Source organism: Serratia marcescens (genome assembly GCF_001902635.1).
Classification (GTDB): Bacteria; Pseudomonadota; Gammaproteobacteria; order Enterobacterales; family Enterobacteriaceae; genus Serratia; species Serratia marcescens_F.
This window is the reverse complement of the sequence record NZ_MJAO01000005.1, coordinates 126,163-142,861: the sequence shown is the minus strand read 5'-3', so window position 1 is coordinate 142,861 and position 16,699 is coordinate 126,163. Positions and strand designations below refer to the sequence as shown.

The 16,699-nt window shown below is 60.7% G+C and carries 16 protein-coding genes; 4 read left to right on the top strand and 12 right to left on the bottom strand.

Annotated elements, in window-relative coordinates; all coding sequences use genetic code 11:
• The first annotated feature begins 176 nt into the window (after window positions 1-176).
• The 3 genes from coaE to yacG are packed head-to-tail and all read left to right on the top strand — an operon-like array spanning window position 177 to window position 1,791.
• The gene (coaE, locus tag BHU62_RS06555) at window positions 177-791 is read left to right on the top strand and encodes a dephospho-CoA kinase (protein WP_073529765.1); all 615 of its coding nucleotides are present in this window, start codon (window positions 177-179) and stop codon (window positions 789-791) included.
• A 5-nt stretch (window positions 792-796) separates the two neighbouring features.
• Window positions 797-1,549: a cell division protein ZapD gene (gene zapD / locus BHU62_RS06550; RefSeq protein WP_073529764.1), complete on the top strand. Its 753-nt coding sequence runs from the start codon at window positions 797-799 to the stop codon at window positions 1,547-1,549.
• 50 nt (window positions 1,550-1,599) lie between these two features.
• The gene (yacG, locus tag BHU62_RS06545; protein ID WP_073529763.1) at window positions 1,600-1,791 is read left to right on the top strand and encodes a DNA gyrase inhibitor YacG; all 192 of its coding nucleotides are present in this window, start codon (window positions 1,600-1,602) and stop codon (window positions 1,789-1,791) included.
• 39 nt (window positions 1,792-1,830) lie between these two features.
• Here the strand turns inward: yacG and mutT are convergent, their stop codons facing one another.
• The 3 genes from mutT to secM form a co-directional block, all read right to left on the bottom strand.
• Window positions 1,831-2,235 carry an 8-oxo-dGTP diphosphatase MutT gene (gene mutT, locus BHU62_RS06540; RefSeq protein WP_073529762.1) on the bottom strand — a complete coding sequence of 135 codons (405 nt, stop codon included), beginning with the start codon at window positions 2,233-2,235 and terminating at the stop codon, window positions 1,831-1,833.
• 80 nt (window positions 2,236-2,315) lie between these two features.
• Window positions 2,316-5,024, bottom strand: a complete 2,709-nt coding sequence (gene secA, locus BHU62_RS06535; protein WP_073529761.1) for a preprotein translocase subunit SecA — start codon at window positions 5,022-5,024, stop codon at window positions 2,316-2,318.
• Between the two features lie 82 nt (window positions 5,025-5,106).
• Window positions 5,107-5,637, bottom strand: a complete 531-nt coding sequence (gene secM, locus BHU62_RS06530; protein ID WP_073529760.1) for a secA translation cis-regulator SecM — start codon at window positions 5,635-5,637, stop codon at window positions 5,107-5,109.
• A gap of 26 nt (window positions 5,638-5,663) precedes the next feature.
• On the opposite strand from secM, the gene BHU62_RS06525 reads away from it, so the two are divergent.
• On the top strand, window positions 5,664-6,179 hold the full coding sequence (locus tag BHU62_RS06525; RefSeq protein ID WP_073529759.1) for a DUF721 domain-containing protein: 516 nt from the start codon (window positions 5,664-5,666) through the stop codon (window positions 6,177-6,179).
• Window positions 6,180-6,282: 103 nt separating this feature from the next.
• Here the strand turns inward: BHU62_RS06525 and lpxC are convergent, their stop codons facing one another.
• The 9 genes from lpxC to murD all read right to left on the bottom strand — a co-directional run bounded on the left by lpxC (window position 6,283) and on the right by murD (window position 16,698).
• Window positions 6,283-7,200 carry a UDP-3-O-acyl-N-acetylglucosamine deacetylase gene (gene lpxC / locus BHU62_RS06520; RefSeq protein WP_004932754.1) on the bottom strand — a complete coding sequence of 306 codons (918 nt, stop codon included), beginning with the start codon at window positions 7,198-7,200 and terminating at the stop codon, window positions 6,283-6,285.
• Window positions 7,201-7,303: 103 nt separating this feature from the next.
• Complete coding sequence (ftsZ, locus tag BHU62_RS06515) at window positions 7,304-8,458, bottom strand: cell division protein FtsZ (protein ID WP_004932757.1); 1,155 nt, start codon at window positions 8,456-8,458, stop codon at window positions 7,304-7,306.
• 74 nt (window positions 8,459-8,532) lie between these two features.
• The gene (gene ftsA, locus BHU62_RS06510) at window positions 8,533-9,789 is read right to left on the bottom strand and encodes a cell division protein FtsA (RefSeq protein ID WP_004932758.1); all 1,257 of its coding nucleotides are present in this window, start codon (window positions 9,787-9,789) and stop codon (window positions 8,533-8,535) included.
• Complete coding sequence (ftsQ, locus tag BHU62_RS06505) at window positions 9,786-10,637, bottom strand: cell division protein FtsQ (protein ID WP_073529758.1); 852 nt, start codon at window positions 10,635-10,637, stop codon at window positions 9,786-9,788. Before ftsQ ends, ftsA begins: the two co-directional genes overlap by 4 nt.
• Window position 10,638: 1 nt before the next feature.
• Entirely contained in the window at window positions 10,639-11,559 is a 921-nt protein-coding gene (locus BHU62_RS06500) for a D-alanine--D-alanine ligase (RefSeq protein ID WP_073529757.1), read from the bottom strand.
• Window positions 11,552-13,027: a UDP-N-acetylmuramate--L-alanine ligase gene (gene murC / locus BHU62_RS06495; RefSeq protein WP_073529756.1), complete on the bottom strand. Its 1,476-nt coding sequence runs from the start codon at window positions 13,025-13,027 to the stop codon at window positions 11,552-11,554. Before murC ends, BHU62_RS06500 begins: the two co-directional genes overlap by 8 nt.
• An 84-nt stretch (window positions 13,028-13,111) precedes the next feature.
• The gene (gene murG / locus BHU62_RS06490) at window positions 13,112-14,176 is read right to left on the bottom strand and encodes an undecaprenyldiphospho-muramoylpentapeptide beta-N-acetylglucosaminyltransferase (RefSeq protein WP_073529755.1); all 1,065 of its coding nucleotides are present in this window, start codon (window positions 14,174-14,176) and stop codon (window positions 13,112-13,114) included.
• A gap of 3 nt (window positions 14,177-14,179) precedes the next feature.
• Window positions 14,180-15,382 carry a cell division protein FtsW gene (ftsW, locus tag BHU62_RS06485; protein ID WP_073529754.1) on the bottom strand — a complete coding sequence of 401 codons (1,203 nt, stop codon included), beginning with the start codon at window positions 15,380-15,382 and terminating at the stop codon, window positions 14,180-14,182.
• Complete coding sequence (gene murD / locus BHU62_RS06480; protein WP_073529753.1) at window positions 15,379-16,698, bottom strand: UDP-N-acetylmuramoyl-L-alanine--D-glutamate ligase; 1,320 nt, start codon at window positions 16,696-16,698, stop codon at window positions 15,379-15,381. The genes ftsW and murD overlap by 4 nt, the downstream gene beginning before the upstream one ends.
• Window position 16,699: the final 1 nt, after the last annotated feature.

Sequence of the window (16,699 nt, the reverse complement as noted above, 5' to 3'; positions counted from 1 at the left end):
AATTTACCTGCATAACCGCAGTGTGATTGCCCGCTCATTTTTGCCATGCCGCTGCGCTTTTTCTCGCCGCCCGATCGGTGCCGACGCGCAAGCGCCGCCTGCCGACTTGCACTTCTGCGCGATCGCTTTATGATTCGACTATTATTTTTTTATGAACATCGGATGCACCTAATAACATGGCCTACATTGTTGCGTTGACCGGGGGCATAGGCAGCGGCAAGACGACCGTCGCGAACGCCTTTGCGCGCCACGGCGCAACCATCGTCGATGCCGACGTGATCGCCCGTCAGGTCGTCGAGCCAAGCACCCCTGCTCTGGCCGCGATCGCCGAACGATTTGGTAATGAAATGTTGCTGCCGGACGGTGCGCTGAACCGTGCTGCGCTGCGTCAGCGCATCTTTAGCCGGCCCGATGACAAAACCTGGCTGAACCAGCTGCTGCATCCGCTGATACACCGTGAAACCCAACGCCAACTGGCGCAGGCCACCAGCCCGTACGCGCTGTGGGTCGTGCCGCTGCTGGTGGAAAACGGCCTGCAGGATCGCGCCGATCGGGTGCTGGTGATCGACGTCGACGCCGAAACCCAGTTGGCTCGCACCATTGCGCGCGACGGCGTCAGCCGTGAGCAAGCGCAGAGCATTCTCGCCGCCCAGGCCACGCGCCAGCAGCGCCTCGCCGTGGCGGATGACATTATTGACAACAGCGGCGCCGCTCAGGGGATAGAGCCACGGGTTGCCGCACTGCATCGTCGCTACCTTGAACTGGCGGCAACAGCGCCCCAACAGGATTAAACTGCATGAGTGATGTTTCCCCAACCGTTCTCTTTGAACACCCGCTGAACGAAAAAATGCGCACCTGGCTGCGTATCGAATTTTTACTGCAACAACTGCACGGCCAACGCGCCCTGAGTGAAACCGCCATCGCCCTCACCTTCTTCCGCACCGTTTCCGATTTGCTGGACGTGCTGGAGCGCGGCGAGGTACGTACCGAACTGCTCAAAGAGCTGGAGCGCCAGCAGCAGAAACTGTTGGCCTGGGCCGATGTGCCGGGCGTGGATATGGCGCTGATAGAGCAGCTGCGCGGCCAATTAAAAGCGCGTTCATCGGCGCTGATGGCGGCGCCACGTCTCGGCCAAGCGCTGCGCGAAGACCGGCTGGTTGGCCTGGTGCGCCAGCGCTTGAACATTCCCGGCGGCTGCTGCAGTTTCGATCTGCCGACTCTGCACATGTGGATGCACGCCCCGCAGCAGGAACGCGACGCCGACGTCGCCGCCTGGCTGCAATCGCTGGAGCCGCTGAACCAGGCGCTGATCATGATCCTGGATCTGATCCGCCAATCCGGGCCGTTCCGCAATCAAATCAGCCTGAACGGCTTTTTCCAGGACAACGCCGAAGGGGCCGATCTGCTGCGCCTGCGCCTCCATTTGGCGCCGCAGCTCTATCCGCAGATTTCCGGCCATAAGACACGTTACGCCATTCGTTTCCTGCCGCTGGATAGCGAAAACGGCGTGGTGCCGGAACGCCTGACGTTCGAACTGGCCTGCTGTTAACCCATGAAATTAAGCCTGCTCCGCCCTGGCGGAAGGCGTGAGGAACCGTTATGACGACCGTAGTGAAATGCCCAACCTGTGGCACCGGCGTGGTTTGGGGCGACGTCAGCCCGTTCCGGCCGTTTTGCAGCAAACGCTGCCAGCTGATCGATCTTGGCGAGTGGGCCGATGAAGAGAAGCGCATTCCGAGCAACAGCGATCTGTCGGAAAGCGAAGACTGGAGTGAAATGGACGATCGCTGATCGCCCGCTGTCGGCCTGGCGCCCGCCAGGCCGATTCTGTCATTGCGCGGCGTTCGCCTGCGCCACCAGCAGTTGAATAATGCCGACATTGGCTTCCGGGAACTCATCTTCACGCAGATCCGCCTGTTTTACCCAGCGCATCGGTTGCCCCTCACGGCCGAACGGCTCGCCCGCCCAGGCATCCACCAGATAAAAATTCAGCGTCACGATGCGATCGCTGAAGCGGTGTTCCACCACCTCCAGCAGTTCGGCGCGTTCGGCTTCGATACCGGTCTCTTCCCGCAGCTCGCGGCTCAGCGCCTGTTCCGGCGTTTCACCCTGCTCGATCTTGCCGCCGGGAAACTCCCAGAATCCGGCCATGTGCGCGTCGGCGGCGCGGCGGGTAATAAAGATCTCCCGTTGCGCATTGCGGATGATGCCCACGGCGATATTCAGATGTTTCATCTCACCCTCCTGATGGGTGTCAAAAAACAGGGGCTCAGCAAGCTGAACCCCTGGGTGTTATCGATTAACCGCAGCCGGCATTACTGCAGGCGGCCGTGGCACTGCTTGTATTTCTTGCCGGAACCGCATGGGCAAGGATCGTTGCGGCCCACTTTACGCTCGGCAGTCGCCGGGGCGTTCGGATCTTCGGTCACCAGCGCATTCTCGTCGTGGTGGCTCAGCTGTTGGTGCTGCGCCAGACGCTCGGCTTCTTCGCGGCGCTGCTGTTCCAGCGCTTCCACCTCTTCCGGCATCCGCACCTGTACCTTGCTCAGCACGCTGATCACTTCATATTTCAGCGATTCCAGCATGGTGGCGAACATGTTGAAGGATTCACGCTTGTACTCCTGCTTCGGATCCTTCTGCGCATAGCCGCGCAGGTGGATGCCCTGACGCAGGTAGTCCATCGCCGCCAGGTGCTCTTTCCACAGCGAGTCCAGCGTCTGCAGCATCACGCCCTTCTCGAAGTTGCGCATCATTTCGCTGCCGACCACTTCTTCCTTACGCTGGTACTGCTCTTTGGCGTTCTCCAGAATGCGTTCGCGCAGCGTCTCTTCGTGCAGCTCCGGCTCTTTGTCCAGCCATTGTGCGATCGGCATCTCCAGATCGAAGTCGTTCTTCAGGCGCTCTTCCAGCCCCTGAATGTCCCACTCTTCTTCCAGCGACTGCGGCGTGATGTAGTTGTCGATGGTGCTCTTGAACACGTCCTCGCGGATGCTGGCGATGGTTTCGCTCACGTCGGACACGTCCAGCAATTCGTTACGCTGGCTGTAGATGGCGCGGCGCTGGTCGTTGGCGACGTCATCGTATTCCAGCAGCTGCTTACGGATGTCGAAGTTGCGGCTCTCCACCTTGCGCTGCGCGTTGGCGATCGCCTTGGTCACCCACGGGTGCTCAATCGCTTCGCCTTCTTTCATACCCAGTTTACGCATCATGCCGGACACGCGATCCGAGGCGAAGATACGCATCAGGGCATCTTCCATCGACAGGTAGAAGCGGGATGAACCGGCATCGCCCTGACGACCGGAACGGCCACGCAGCTGGTTATCGATACGGCGCGATTCATGGCGCTCGGTGCCGATGATATGCAGGCCGCCCGCCGCCAGCACCGCGTCGTGGCGCACTTTCCAGGCCGCTTTGATGGCTTCGATCTGCTCTTCGGTCGGCGCTTCCAACAGCGCCACTTCGGCCTGCCAGCTGCCGCCCAGCACGATATCGGTACCACGGCCCGCCATGTTGGTGGCGATGGTTACCGCACCGCTCTGGCCGGCCTGGGCGACGATGTCCGCTTCCATGGCGTGGAATTTGGCGTTCAGCACCTTATGCTCGATGCCCGCTTTGGTCAGCTCATGGGAAACCACTTCGGACTTCTCGATCGAGATGGTACCCACCAGCACCGGCTGGCCTTTGGCGGTACGCTCGCGGATGTCTTCGATGATGGCGCCGATCTTCTCTTTCTCGGTCATGTATACCAGATCCGGCATATCCTTACGGATCATCGGACGGTTGGTTGGCACCACGATGGTGTCCAGCTTGTAGATCGAGCTGAATTCAAAGGCTTCGGTATCGGCGGTACCGGTCATCCCGGCCAGCTTCTCGTACAGACGGAAGTAGTTCTGGAAGGTGATCGAAGCCAGCGTCTGGTTCTCGTTCTGGATCTCCACGCCTTCTTTGGCTTCCACCGCCTGGTGCAGGCCATCGGACCAGCGGCGGCCCTGCATGGTACGCCCGGTGTGTTCGTCGACGATGATCACTTCGCCGTCTTTCACGATGTAGTCAACGTCGCGGGTGAACAGCACGTGGGCGCGCAGCGCGGCGGTAACGTGGTGCATCAGCATGATGTTGGTCGGCGAGTACAGCGATTCGCCTTCATCCATGATGCCGGCTTCCACCAGCATCTCTTCGATCAGGATCAGGCCACGTTCGGTCAGGTGAACCTGACGCGCCTTCTCATCCACCGAGAAGTGCCCTTCACCCTTGAAGGTGTCGGAGTCTTCTTTTTCCTGGCGGATCAGTTTAGGGATCAGCTTGTTGACCTTGATGTACATCTCGGAGCTGTCTTCGGCCGGGCCGGAGATGATCAGCGGCGTACGCGCTTCATCGATCAGGATGGAGTCCACCTCATCCACCAGCGCATAGTGCAGTTTGCGCTGCACGCGCTCTTCCGGGCTGAACGCCATGTTGTCGCGCAGGTAGTCGAAGCCGTATTCGTTGTTGGTGCCGTAGGTGATGTCGGCGGCGTAAGCTTCACGCTTGGCCGGTGCCGGCATGCCCGGCAGGTTGATGCCGATGCTCAGGCCGAGGAACTCGAACAGCGGGCGGTTGTTTTCGGCGTCACGCTGCGCCAGATAGTCGTTGACGGTCACCACGTGCACGCCGCGGCCGCTCAGGGCGTTCAGGTAGGCCGGCAGCGTCGCGGTCAGGGTTTTACCTTCACCGGTGCGCATCTCGGCGATGCAGCGGTCGTTCAGCACCATGCCGCCCAGCAGCTGCACGTCGAAGTGACGCATGCCGAACACGCGCTTGCTCGCCTCACGCACCACGGCGAAGGCTTCCGGGATCAGGCTTTCCAGCGACTCGCCTTTCTCCAGGCGTGCGCGGAACTCGTTGGTTTTCGCTTTCAGCTCGTCATCGGACAATTTTTCCATGTCCGGTTCCATGCGGTTGATCTGCTCAACCACTTTGCGCATGCGGCGCAGGGTACGATCGTTACGGCTGCCAAAAACTTTGGTTAATAATTTCACTAACATGATGTTTGATATCTCTGTCATGACGGCCGAGCACGGCAGTCAACTTGCTATTATTTATGGTTTTTGTGCCCTAAGGGCGGAGTCAGACGAGCGCGGCAGGCCCGGCACGAATGCCCTGTACCTGCGCCACCCACAGGCCGGTCTGATGCCGCGCCAGCGTTGGCAGCACCTCAAGGTGGGTATGGCGAATGATGGTCGGCGGCTTCGGCTCGTGCGTCAGCAGCGCGTTGAGGGTAGAAAGCAACGCCAGTTGCGCTACCTGCAAAGGCGGTTCCGCTTCGGCTTCGCTCTCCTGCACCCGCGCATAAACCGCCTGCGGTGCCAGCGCGAAAGAGAGGTGACGAATAACGGTGCGCAGCGCATGTTGCTGCCAGTAATCTACGCTGAAGGTAGGGCGGCGGTGCGCTTCCTGCAGCAGGGCCAGGCTGTTGAAGGTGCCGTTGGCCGAATTTTGCCGGTTAAGGCTGGACGACGTGCTCGGCAGTGCGGCCTGATCGGGGGCGCCGGACAAATTGGAAGACGCGCCAAGCGTGGCCGCAACCATCCCTAACAGGAGATGGGGCCAGAAATAACGTCTGCCAAATTGTCGCCAACGATTTAGAATACCGATCACGAGTTTATAATCCGCCGGAGCCCATTATGCGCGATAGCCGTCCACAATTATTAGATGTCCTGTTCGACGACGCGTCTGCCGGCAGCAAAGGGCCGCTGCATAACGTCCAGCAACGCGCGGTGGCGCTGCTCAAGCTTAACCGTGCAGTGAAGGGCCTGTTGCCCGCTCCCCTGCATCCCTGGTGCCGCGTCGCGAATTTCCGACAGGGTATTTTAGTGCTCGAAACGGCAAATGCCAGTTGGATGATGCGCTTGCGCTACGAACAACCCGCTTTGCTGTCTGCACTACGAGCGCAAATTCTACCATCATTGTCGTCGATCGACATCAGGATTAATCCGGCCTTGATGGCGAAAGGCAGCCACCAGGTGCGAAACGCAGAGAAAGCGCCGGAAAAACCCGTGCCAATGCGTCATTTGAGCCTGGAAAGTGCGGAAGAACTGAGGGGATTGGCGAGCCGTAGTCCGGAGAAACTGCGCAAGATATTGGAACGGCTGGCTGCATTGGCCGGAGAGGGTACCAACACAACCAGTCGTGATAAGTAATCAGCGACACAGCTGCAAAACATCAGACCGCATCACGAGCCTGAATTCTCAGGCTCTCAGAGATGCGCCTGCCGTTATTCGCAGCAGGCGAGGAATTCAGACCTTACGCCAATACGGTAGACGGTGCCTTGAATGCCAGTGGCATTTCGGCTTCGTCCTGGAAGGTCACGTATTCCCACGCTTCCTGCTTGGCCAGTACGGCCTGCAGCAGTTTGTTGTTCAGCGCGTGGCCAGACTTGAACGCGGTGAACGCGCCAATGATGTTGTGGCCGCACATGAACAGGTCGCCGATGGCGTCCAGCATTTTGTGACGTACGAACTCGTCTTCGAAACGCAGACCGTCTTCGTTCAGCACGCGGTAGTCATCCACCACGATGGCGCAGTCGAAGCTGCCGCCCAGGGCCAAGCCACGGGACTGCAGGTATTCGATATCACGCATGAACCCGAAGGTGCGCGCGCGGCTGATTTGACGCACGAACGACTCAGCCGAGAAATCAAGACGATAGCGCTGAGAGCTGGCGTCGATAGCCGGGTGGTTGAAGTCGATGGTGAAGTCCAGGCGGAACCCGTTATGCGGGGACAACTCGGCCCACTTATCGCCATCTTCAACACGCACGGTCTCTTTCAGACGCAGGAATTTCTTCGCCGAGTTCAGTTCTTCGATGCCGGCGTCCAGCAGCAAGAACACGAACGGACTGGCGCTGCCGTCCATGATTGGGATTTCGGCGGCGTCGACTTCGATGACGATGTTGTCGATGCCCAGCCCAGCCAGCGCGGCGTTAAGATGCTCAACGGTCGAAATACGCACGTCATGCTCATTCACCAGGCAAGTACAGAGCATGGTATCACGCACGGATTTTGCATCAGCCGGAAAATCAACCGGTGGATTCAAGTCAGTGCGACGATAGATGACCCCGGTATTAGCCGGCGCTGGGCGCATTGTCAGCGTGACTTTCTTGCCGGTATGCAAACCGACACCAGTCGCCTGAACAATACGTTTTAATGTCCTTTGTTTGATCATCGTTTTATCTCGCAATGTTATCCATCCTACCGGCCAATCATACAGCATGGCCGGCGGGACAGTTTAGCACAAAGAGCGGAGATGCCAAATTCTCAGGATATTCTTAGTCTGCCTGTTTACGCAGGAAGGCTGGAATATCAAGATAGTCGGGCTCTTTATTCGGCTGCGCAGCTTGATCGTTGACCACCTTGGCGGCAGGCTTCACTTCCTGCGGCAGAGGCGACATGCCGTGCTGCTGATAACGATGATCCATCACCGGTTGGCTGGCCTGCTTATTGGTCACCAGGGTGATTTCAGGACGTTTGTCCATACCGATACCGGTCGCCACCACGGTGACGCGCAGCTCGTCGTTCATTTCCGGATCCAGCGAGGTACCGATCACCACGGTGGCATTGTCGGAAGCGAACGCACGGATGGTGTTACCCACGGTTTCGAACTCATCCAGACGCAGGTCGAAGCCGGCGGTAATGTTGACCAGCACGCCGCGCGCGCCGGACAGGTCGATGTCTTCCAGCAGCGGGCTGGAGATCGCCATTTCGGCCGCTTCTTCGGCGCGGTCTTCACCGCAAGCCACACCGGAACCCATCATCGCGTAGCCCATTTCGGACATCACGGTGCGCACGTCGGCGAAGTCGACGTTCATCAGGCCCGGACGGGTGATCAGTTCGGCGATACCCTGCACCGCGCCTTTCAGCACGTCATTGGCCGCGCCGAACGCGTCCAGCAGAGAGATGCCACGACCCAGAACTTTCAGCAATTTGTCGTTCGGGATAGTGATCAGCGAGTCCACGTGTTTGGACAGCTCAGCGATACCCTGCTCCGCAAACGCCATGCGCTTCTTGCCTTCGAAGTTGAAAGGCTTGGTCACCACGGCCACGGTCAGAATACCCAAATCTTTAGCGACTTCAGCCACCACTGGCGCTGCACCGGTACCGGTACCGCCGCCCATGCCGGCCGCGATGAAGACCATGTCTGCGCCGTCCAGCGCTGCGCGCAGGGCTTCGCGGTCTTCTTCCGCTGAATTGCGACCCACTTCCGGGTTCGCGCCCGCACCCAGACCTTTGGTAATACCGCTACCAATCTGGATGGTTTGGCCAACCGCCGTTTTGCGGAGCGCCTGGGCGTCCGTGTTCACAGCGAAGAATTCAACACCTTCGATGCGCTCGCGCACCATGTGTTCAACGGCGTTGCCACCGCCGCCGCCGACGCCGATGACTTTAATCACCGCGTCATTGGTTAGTTCCATTGGTTCAAACATAGTTTCTCTCCGTTTTGTGCCTGTCGCTGCGAGATCATAAAAAGATTACTCAGCATGATCTCTTTGTTGAAACATTAAAACTCTTTTCTCAGCCAGCTATTGATGCGTTTAAACCAATTGCCCACCGAGGCGCGTTTTTCTACTTCCGTCTCACCGCTCAGGTGAGACTCTTTTCCATAGTGCAGCAGACCTACCGCCGTCGAGTAGTAAGGCTCCTGCGCATAATCCGTCAGACCCGTGATGTTCAAGGGTTGGCCAATGCGTACCTGGGTGTGGAACACCCGTTGCGCACAGGCTGCCAGGCCATCAATCTGGGCGGCGCCACCGGTCAGCACAATACCTGCCGCCAGATGATGCTTCACCCCTTGCTGACGCAGTTGCTCCTGCAATTGCAAAATTTCATCGTTAACCAGATTCAACAGTTCGGTGTAGCGTGGCTCAATGACTTCAGCCAGCGTCTGTCTTTGCAGACTGCGCGGAGGACGTCCCCCGACGCTAGGCACCTCTACATTCTCATCCTTGCTAACAATCGACCCAAGCGCACAGCCGTGTCGAACTTTAATCGCTTCCGCGTCGGTCGGCGGCGTGCCGAAGGCGTAAGCGATATCGCTGGTGACCACGTTCCCGGCGTAAGGGATCACTTTGGTGTGGCGCAGCGCACCGCCGGTGTACACCGCCATATCCATGGTGCCGCCGCCGATATCCACTACGCAAACGCCGAGTTCGCGTTCATCTTCGGTCAGCACCGCGTAGCTCGCGGCCAGACCGGCGAAAATAAGTTGGTCAACTTTCAGGCCGCAACGTTCCACGGCCTTGACGATGTTCTTCGCCATATCGTTATGGCAGGTAATCAGATGCACCTTGGCCTGCATGCGCACGCCGGACAGCCCAACCGGGTTTTTGATGCCTTCCTGATAATCGATGGCGTATTCCTGAGGGATCACGTGCAGGATGCGGTGTTCGTCGCGCACGCGCACCGATTTGGCGGTGTGCACCACGTTCTCCACGTCGTCCTGCGTCACTTCCTCTTCCGAGATCGGCACCATACCGATTTCGTTCTGGCAGCTGATGTGTTTGCCCGACAGCGCCAGGTACACCGAGGAAATCTGGCAGTCCGCCATCAGCTCGGCCTGATCGATGGCGCGCTGTACGCACTTCACCACCGACTCCAGGTCGTTTACGCCACCCTTATCCATACCGCGAGACGGGCAGCTGCCCACCCCGATAATGTTGACCATGCCATCGGGCAGAACTTCCCCTACCAACGCGGAGACTTTTGCAGTACCGATCTCCAGTCCAACTACCAGTTTTCTGTCCGTCGACTTGATCATTGTTGTTTTGCCTGTGCCTGATTCTGTTGCTGATTACTGTTTTGCTGACCGCCAAGCGCCTGCGGATCGACCAACACCGGAGCCCACCCTACCGAAGCGCCGGACTCGTAGCGCAGATCGACATAGCTGACACGCTTGCTCTCCGCCTGGCCCTGCTGCTGCAATACCGGGTAAAGCTCGATAAACCGCTGCAAACGCCCGTTGCGGTCATCGCGCCCCAGCTCAAGCCGGACATCGTTGTCCAGCGCCAGCTGCCAGGAATGGCGCGCGGTCATCGCCGCCATTTTCAGCGTATATTTGCTGGCCGCCAACGTGGCGCTCATCGCCCGATAGCCTTCCAGCACATCCTGCTCGCTCCCTTCCGGCCCGTAGAGCAGCGGCAACTTCTGTTTGCCCGCCCGCTCCGCCGGCACGCTGAACGCTTTACCCTCGGCGTCCATCATGTGCAAATCGTTCCAGCGCGCCACCGGCACGTATTCCACCAGATGGATCTTCAGCTCATCCGGCCATTGTTTGCGCACGCTGGCCTGCTTGATCCACGGCAGACGTTCGATCTGCTGCTGGATGACGTCCACATCCTGCGTCATAAAGGTGCCGGGCGCGCCCAGCGCCAGGATCGCCTGACGAATATCGTCGTTGGTGGTGTAATGGCGTTCGCCGGTCACCACCAGCCTTGAGAGCGGCAGGCGACTGGCATCTTTCATCCAGCCAAGCACCGCCCAACCGCTCCACACGACCGTTCCCAACACCATCAGCAGGAAGATCATTCCCGCCAACTGGGTTCCATTGCTGCGGCGCGGGCCGTTATCCACCTCGCGATCGCGCGCATTCAGGGCAGCTTGCGACATATCAGTCGGCCAACTCCAAAATTCTCGCCACCAACTGCGAGAAGCTTAATCCAAACTGGCGCGCCGCCATCGGCACCAGGCTATGACTGGTCATGCCCGGAGAGGTGTTCACCTCAAGCAGATAGAAGCTGCCATCGCTGTCTTGCATCACGTCGACGCGGCCCCAGCCGCTGCAGTCCAGACCGCGGTAGGCGCGCAGCGCCAACGCCGCCATCTCGGCTTCCTGCTCGGCGCTCAAACCGCTCGGGCAGAAGTACTGCGTGTCGTCCGAAATGTACTTGGCCTGGTAGTCGTAAAACACGCCGGCCGGCTGGATGCGGATCGATGGCAGCACCTGGTCACCCAGCATCGCCACGGTGTATTCCGGGCCGCTCAGCCACTTCTCCACCAGCACGTCATCGTCATGGCGGAAGGCCTCTTCCAACGCGGCTTCCAACGCAGCGCTCTCGGTGACCTTGCTCATGCCGACGCTGGAGCCTTCGCGGCTCGGCTTGACGATCAGCGGCAGGCCGAGATCCGCCACGCGCGCCAGCAACGCCGCTTTTTCAGCGCCGAGATACAGCCGGCGATTCAACGCCACGTAAGGTGCCACCGGCAACCCCATCGACTGCCACACCATCTTGGTGCGCCATTTGTCCATGGTCAGCGCCGAGGCCATCACGCCGCTGCCGGTATAAGGCAGCTCGAGGAACTCCAGCAGCCCCTGCAGGGTGCCGTCCTCGCCACCGCGGCCGTGCAGCGCGATAAACACTTTGGTGAACCCCTGCTCTTTCAGCTGGGTCACCGGGAAATCGCGGGTATCGACGCCGTGCGCATCGATACCGGCTTCGTGCAACCCGGCCAGCACCGCGGCGCCGGATTGCAGGGAAACGTCACGTTCAGCGGAGGTGCCGCCCAGCAGAACTGCAACTTTATCAGCCATGATGCTCCTCCTCTTTCTTCGGCGGCTGCAGCTTCAGCTCAGCCAGTTTACGGGCGATTTTGCCCACGTTGCCGGCACCTTGCACCAGCACCAGATCGTCATCCTGCAGCAGCTGCGCCAGGGTTTCCGGCACGGTATCGGCATCGGAAACCAGGATCGGATCCAGCTTGCCGCGGCTACGGATGGTGCGGCACAGCGAACGGCTGTCCGCGCCCGGGATCGGCGCTTCGCCGGCGGCGTACACGTCGAGCATCAGCAACACATCCACCTGCGACAGCACATTGGCGAAATCGTCGTACAGATCGCGGGTGCGCGTATAACGGTGCGGCTGGAAGATCATCACCAGACGCTTGTCCGGCCAACCGGCGCGCGCCGCTTTCAGCGTGGCGTCCACCTCGGTCGGATGGTGACCGTAGTCGTCCACCAGCATCGCACTGCCCGCTTTGCCGTTGACCGGCGCCAGCGGGAACTCACCGAGGAAGTCGAAGCGGCGCCCGGTGCCCTGGAAGCCCGCCAGCGCACGCAGGATATCGGCGTCGTCGATACCTTCTTCAGTCGCCACCGCTACCGCAGCCGCTGCGTTCAACGCATTGTGGCGGCCTGGCGCGTTCAGCGTCACCGTCAGCAACGGCTTGTCCTGACGGCTCAGGGTAAAGTGCCCCTGCGGCCCAATCTGCCGGTAGTCCTCGATGCGCACATCGGCATCGTCACTGAAACCGTAGGTGGTGATATGGCGACCCACGCGCGGCAACAGCTCACGCACCACCGGATCGTCGATGCACATCACCGCGCGGCCGTAGAACGGCAGGTTGTGCAAGAAATTGATAAACGTCTGCTTCAGATTCTCGAAGTCGCCCTGGTAAGTATCCATGTGGTCGGCTTCGATGTTGGTGACCACGGCCACCATCGGCTGCAGATGCAGGAACGATGCATCGCTCTCATCCGCTTCCGCGATCAAATAACGGCTGGACCCCAGTCGCGCGTGGGTGCCCGCCGCCTTCACCAGCCCGCCGTTGACGAAGGTCGGATCCAGGCGAGCTTCGGCATAAATGCTCGAGACCATCGCGGTGGTGGTGGTTTTACCGTGCGTACCGGCGATAGCGATGCCGTGGCGAAAACGCATCAGCTCCGCCAGCATTTCGGCGCGGCGGATCACCGGGATACGCGCTTCACGGGCGGCGACGATCTCCGGGTTGTCGGCGGAGATGGCGGTAGAGACCACCACCACGCTCGCATCCAGCACGTTTTCCGGACGGTGATTGAAGTAAATCGTCGCCCCGAGCGCGCTCAGCTGTTGGGTAACCGGATTCGGCGCCAGGTCGGAGCCGCTGATCTGATACCCTTCGTTTGCCAACACTTCGGCGATACCACCCATGCCGGCGCCACCGATGCCGACAAAGTGAATGTGCCGGACGCGACGCATCTCGGGCACGATAGTACGTAGTTTCGCCAGTTGTTGTGTATTCATCACTCTCTCTAATCCGGATCCGGTACCCCGGCCCTACATCACATTGCTTTTATTCAGGTTCGGCACACCGAACCCCTGCACTCGTTACTTGGCGAGCCGCACCAGCTCCGCCGCCACGCGCTCGGTGGCGTCCGGAATGGCGACCGCGCGCGCTTTCTCGGCCATGGCCAGCAGCGTCGGACGATCCCAGCTCGCCAGCAGTTCGGCCACCACATCGGCGTTGAACTGCGGCTGTTCGATAATCTTCGCCGCGCCGGCTTCTTCCAGCGGACGCGCGTTCCAGTACTGCTGACGATCCTTATGCATGAACGGCACGAAGATCGCCGGCAGCCCCGCCGCCGCGATTTCGCTGACGGTCAGCGCGCCGGAGCGGCAGACCACCACGTCGGCCCAGGCATAGGCGGCGGCCATGTCGTCGATGAACTCGGTCACCTTGTGCTGCGTCTGCCCTACCCTTTCGTAGTCGCGCAGCACCGTTTCCAGCGCGCCTTTGCCAACCTGATGCCAGAGCGTAATTCTATCGTCCAAACGCGCCGCGACTTCAGGAACTGTCTGATTCAGCACGCGCGCACCCTGACTTCCGCCAATCACCAGCACGCGGACCGGGCCTTCACGCCCTTGTAACCGCTCCGCCGGCAATGGCAGCGCCAACACGTCGGTACGCACCGGGTTGCCCACTACCTCGGCGTTCGGGAACGCGCCGGGGAAGGCCTGCATCACTTTGGCGGCGATGCGCGCCAGCCAGCGGTTGGTCAAGCCGGCGATGCCGTTCTGCTCGTGCAGCACCACCGGGATGCCGCACTGCCAGGCCGCCAGGCCGCCAGGGCCGGAGACGTAACCGCCCATTCCCAACACCACATCCGGCTGATAGCTGCGCATGATGGCTTTCGCCTGACGCACCGCCTGCCAGATACGCAGCGGCGCAGTCAGCTGGGCCTTCAGGCCCTTGCCGCGCAGGCCGGAGATGCGGATAAAATCAATCTCGATCCCGTGCTTCGGCACCAGATCGGCTTCCATTCGGTCTGCGGTTCCGAGCCAGCGCACCTGCCAGCCCTGCGCCATCAGATGATGCGCGACCGCCAGCCCCGGGAACACGTGCCCACCGGTACCGCCTGCCATCACCATTAAACGCTTAGGTTTCCCGCTCATCCCTTACCTCTTCACAAACGCCTGAGCCTTGGTCAGGCGCGTTTCATAATCAATTCGCAGCAACAGCACGATGGCCGTCGACATAATCAGCAAGCTCGAGCCGCCGTAACTGATCAGCGGCAGCGTCAGACCTTTGGTCGGCAGCATGCCCGCGGCGGCACCGACGTTAACCAGCGCCTGGAAGCTGAACCACACGCCGATCGCGCAGGCCAGGAAGCCGGAGAAGCGTTGGTCGATCTCCAGCGCGCGGCGCCCGATGGACATCGCGCGAAAAGCGACGAAGAATACCATTAACAGGGCTAAAACCACACCGATATAGCCCAGTTCTTCCCCCAAAATGGAGAAGATGAAGTCGGTGTGCGCTTCCGGCAAATACTCCAGTTTCTGCACCGAGTTGCCGAGCCCTTGCCCCCAGAACTCGCCGCGGCCGAACGCCATCAGCGACTGGGTCAGCTGGTAGCCGCTGCCGAACGGATCGGCCCACGGGTTCCAGAACGAGGTCACGCGGCGCATACGGTACGGTTCCGCGATGATCAGCAGCACCACGGCGAACACGCCGGAGCCGATGATCGCCAGGAACTGCCACATCTTCGCGCCGGCCAGGAACAGCATCGCCAGCGTGGTGATGAACAGCACCACCACGGTACCGAGGTCCGGCTGCGCCAGCAGCAGCACCGCCAGCACCACCATTACGCCCATCGGCTTACAGAAGCCCCAGAAGTTGCTGCGCACCTCTTCCACCTTGCGCACCAGATAGCTCGCCAGATAGCAGAACAGCGACAGCTTGGACAGCTCCGCCGGCTGAATACGCAACGGGCCGAGCGCGATCCAGCGCGATGCCCCGTTTACCGAGCTCCCCACCACCAGTACGATCAGCAGCATCACGATCGACATCAGCAGCATCACGTTGCTGTAGCGCTGCCAAACTTCCATCGGGACGCGCAGCGTCACCAGCGACAGGCCGAACGCCAGGCCAAGGTACAGCGCATCACGTTTGGCGAACAGGAACGGATCGTCCGCCAGGCGTTGGCCGATCGGCATCGACGCCGAGGTCACCATCACGAAGCCGATGATCGCCAACCCGAAGGTCAGCCACAGCAGGGTGCGATCGTAGAGCACCATGTTGACCGCGTCGTTGTCGCGCGCGCCGGTCACCCAGTCTTTCAGCCGTTCTGTCAGCCCGAAGTTCGGCAAGCGTAGCTTCATCCGCCAAGCTCCTTCGCCAGGCGGGCGAACTCGTCGCCGCGCACTTCAAAATTACGGAACTGATCGAGGCTGGCGCAGGCCGGCGACAGCAACACCATATCGCCGGGCTGTACGCGGCCGGCGATGGTGCGCATCGCCTGCTCCATGGTCTCGGTCAGCGTCGCCACTTCCGGCCGCAGCTGAGCCAGCTGAGCGCCGTCGCGGCCAAAGCAATACAGGCGCACGTTGTCGCCCTGCAGATAGCGCGCCAGCGGCGAAAAATCGGCGGACTTGCCGTCGCCGCCCAGCAGCAGATGCAGCGTGCCATCCACCAGCAGGCCATTCAACGCCGCTTCGGTGCTGCCGACGTTGGTGGCTTTGGAATCGTTGATCCAACGCACGCCGTTGTGCTCCCAAGCCAGCTGGAAGCGATGCGCCAGGCCGGTGAAGGTGGTCAGCGCCTTCAGGCTGGACGCGCGCGGAATATTGACCGCATCCGCCAGCGCCAGCGCAGCCAGGGCATTGGTGTAATTGTGGCGGCCGGTCAGCTTCATCTCACGCGTATTCAGCACCTTCTCACCACGCACCCGCAGCCAGGTTTCCCCCTGCTGGCGGTTCAGGTGATAATCGCCCACGTCGGCACCGAAGCTGACGCAGCGCTCGTCGGCGCCGCGCACCGGCATGGTCAGCGCGTCGTCCGCGTTCACCACGCATACCGCGGCATTTTCATACACGCGCAGTTTGGCACCACGATATTGCTGCAGGCCGAACGGATAGCGATCCATATGATCTTCGGTCACGTTCAGGATGGTCGCCGCCGCCGCCCGCAGGCTGTAGGTCGTCTCCAGCTGGAAGCTGGACAGTTCCAGCACGTAAAGCTGGCATTCCTGACGCAGCAGGCTCAGCGCCGGCAGGCCGATATTGCCGCCCACGCCCACCGCCCAACCGGCAGCTTTCGCCATCTCGCCCACCAGGGTGGTGACGGTGCTTTTGCCGTTGGAGCCGGTAATCGCCACGATCGGCGCCTGCGCTTCACGGCAGAACAGTTCGACATCGCCGACGATTTCCACGCCGGCATCCGCCGCAGCGCTCAATGCCGGGGTCGCCAGCGCGACACCCGGACTGGCGACGATCAGATCCGCCGCCAGCAGCCAGTCCTGATTCAGATCGCCCAGATGGCGCTCCACGCTTTCAGGCAGTTTGTCCAACCCCGGCGGCGCGATACGGGTATCCATCACGCGCGGCGTCACGCCGCGCGCCATGAAGAAATCGACACAGGACAGGCCGGTAAGGCCTAACCCGATGATGACGACTTTTCTACCCTGATAGTCTGCCATG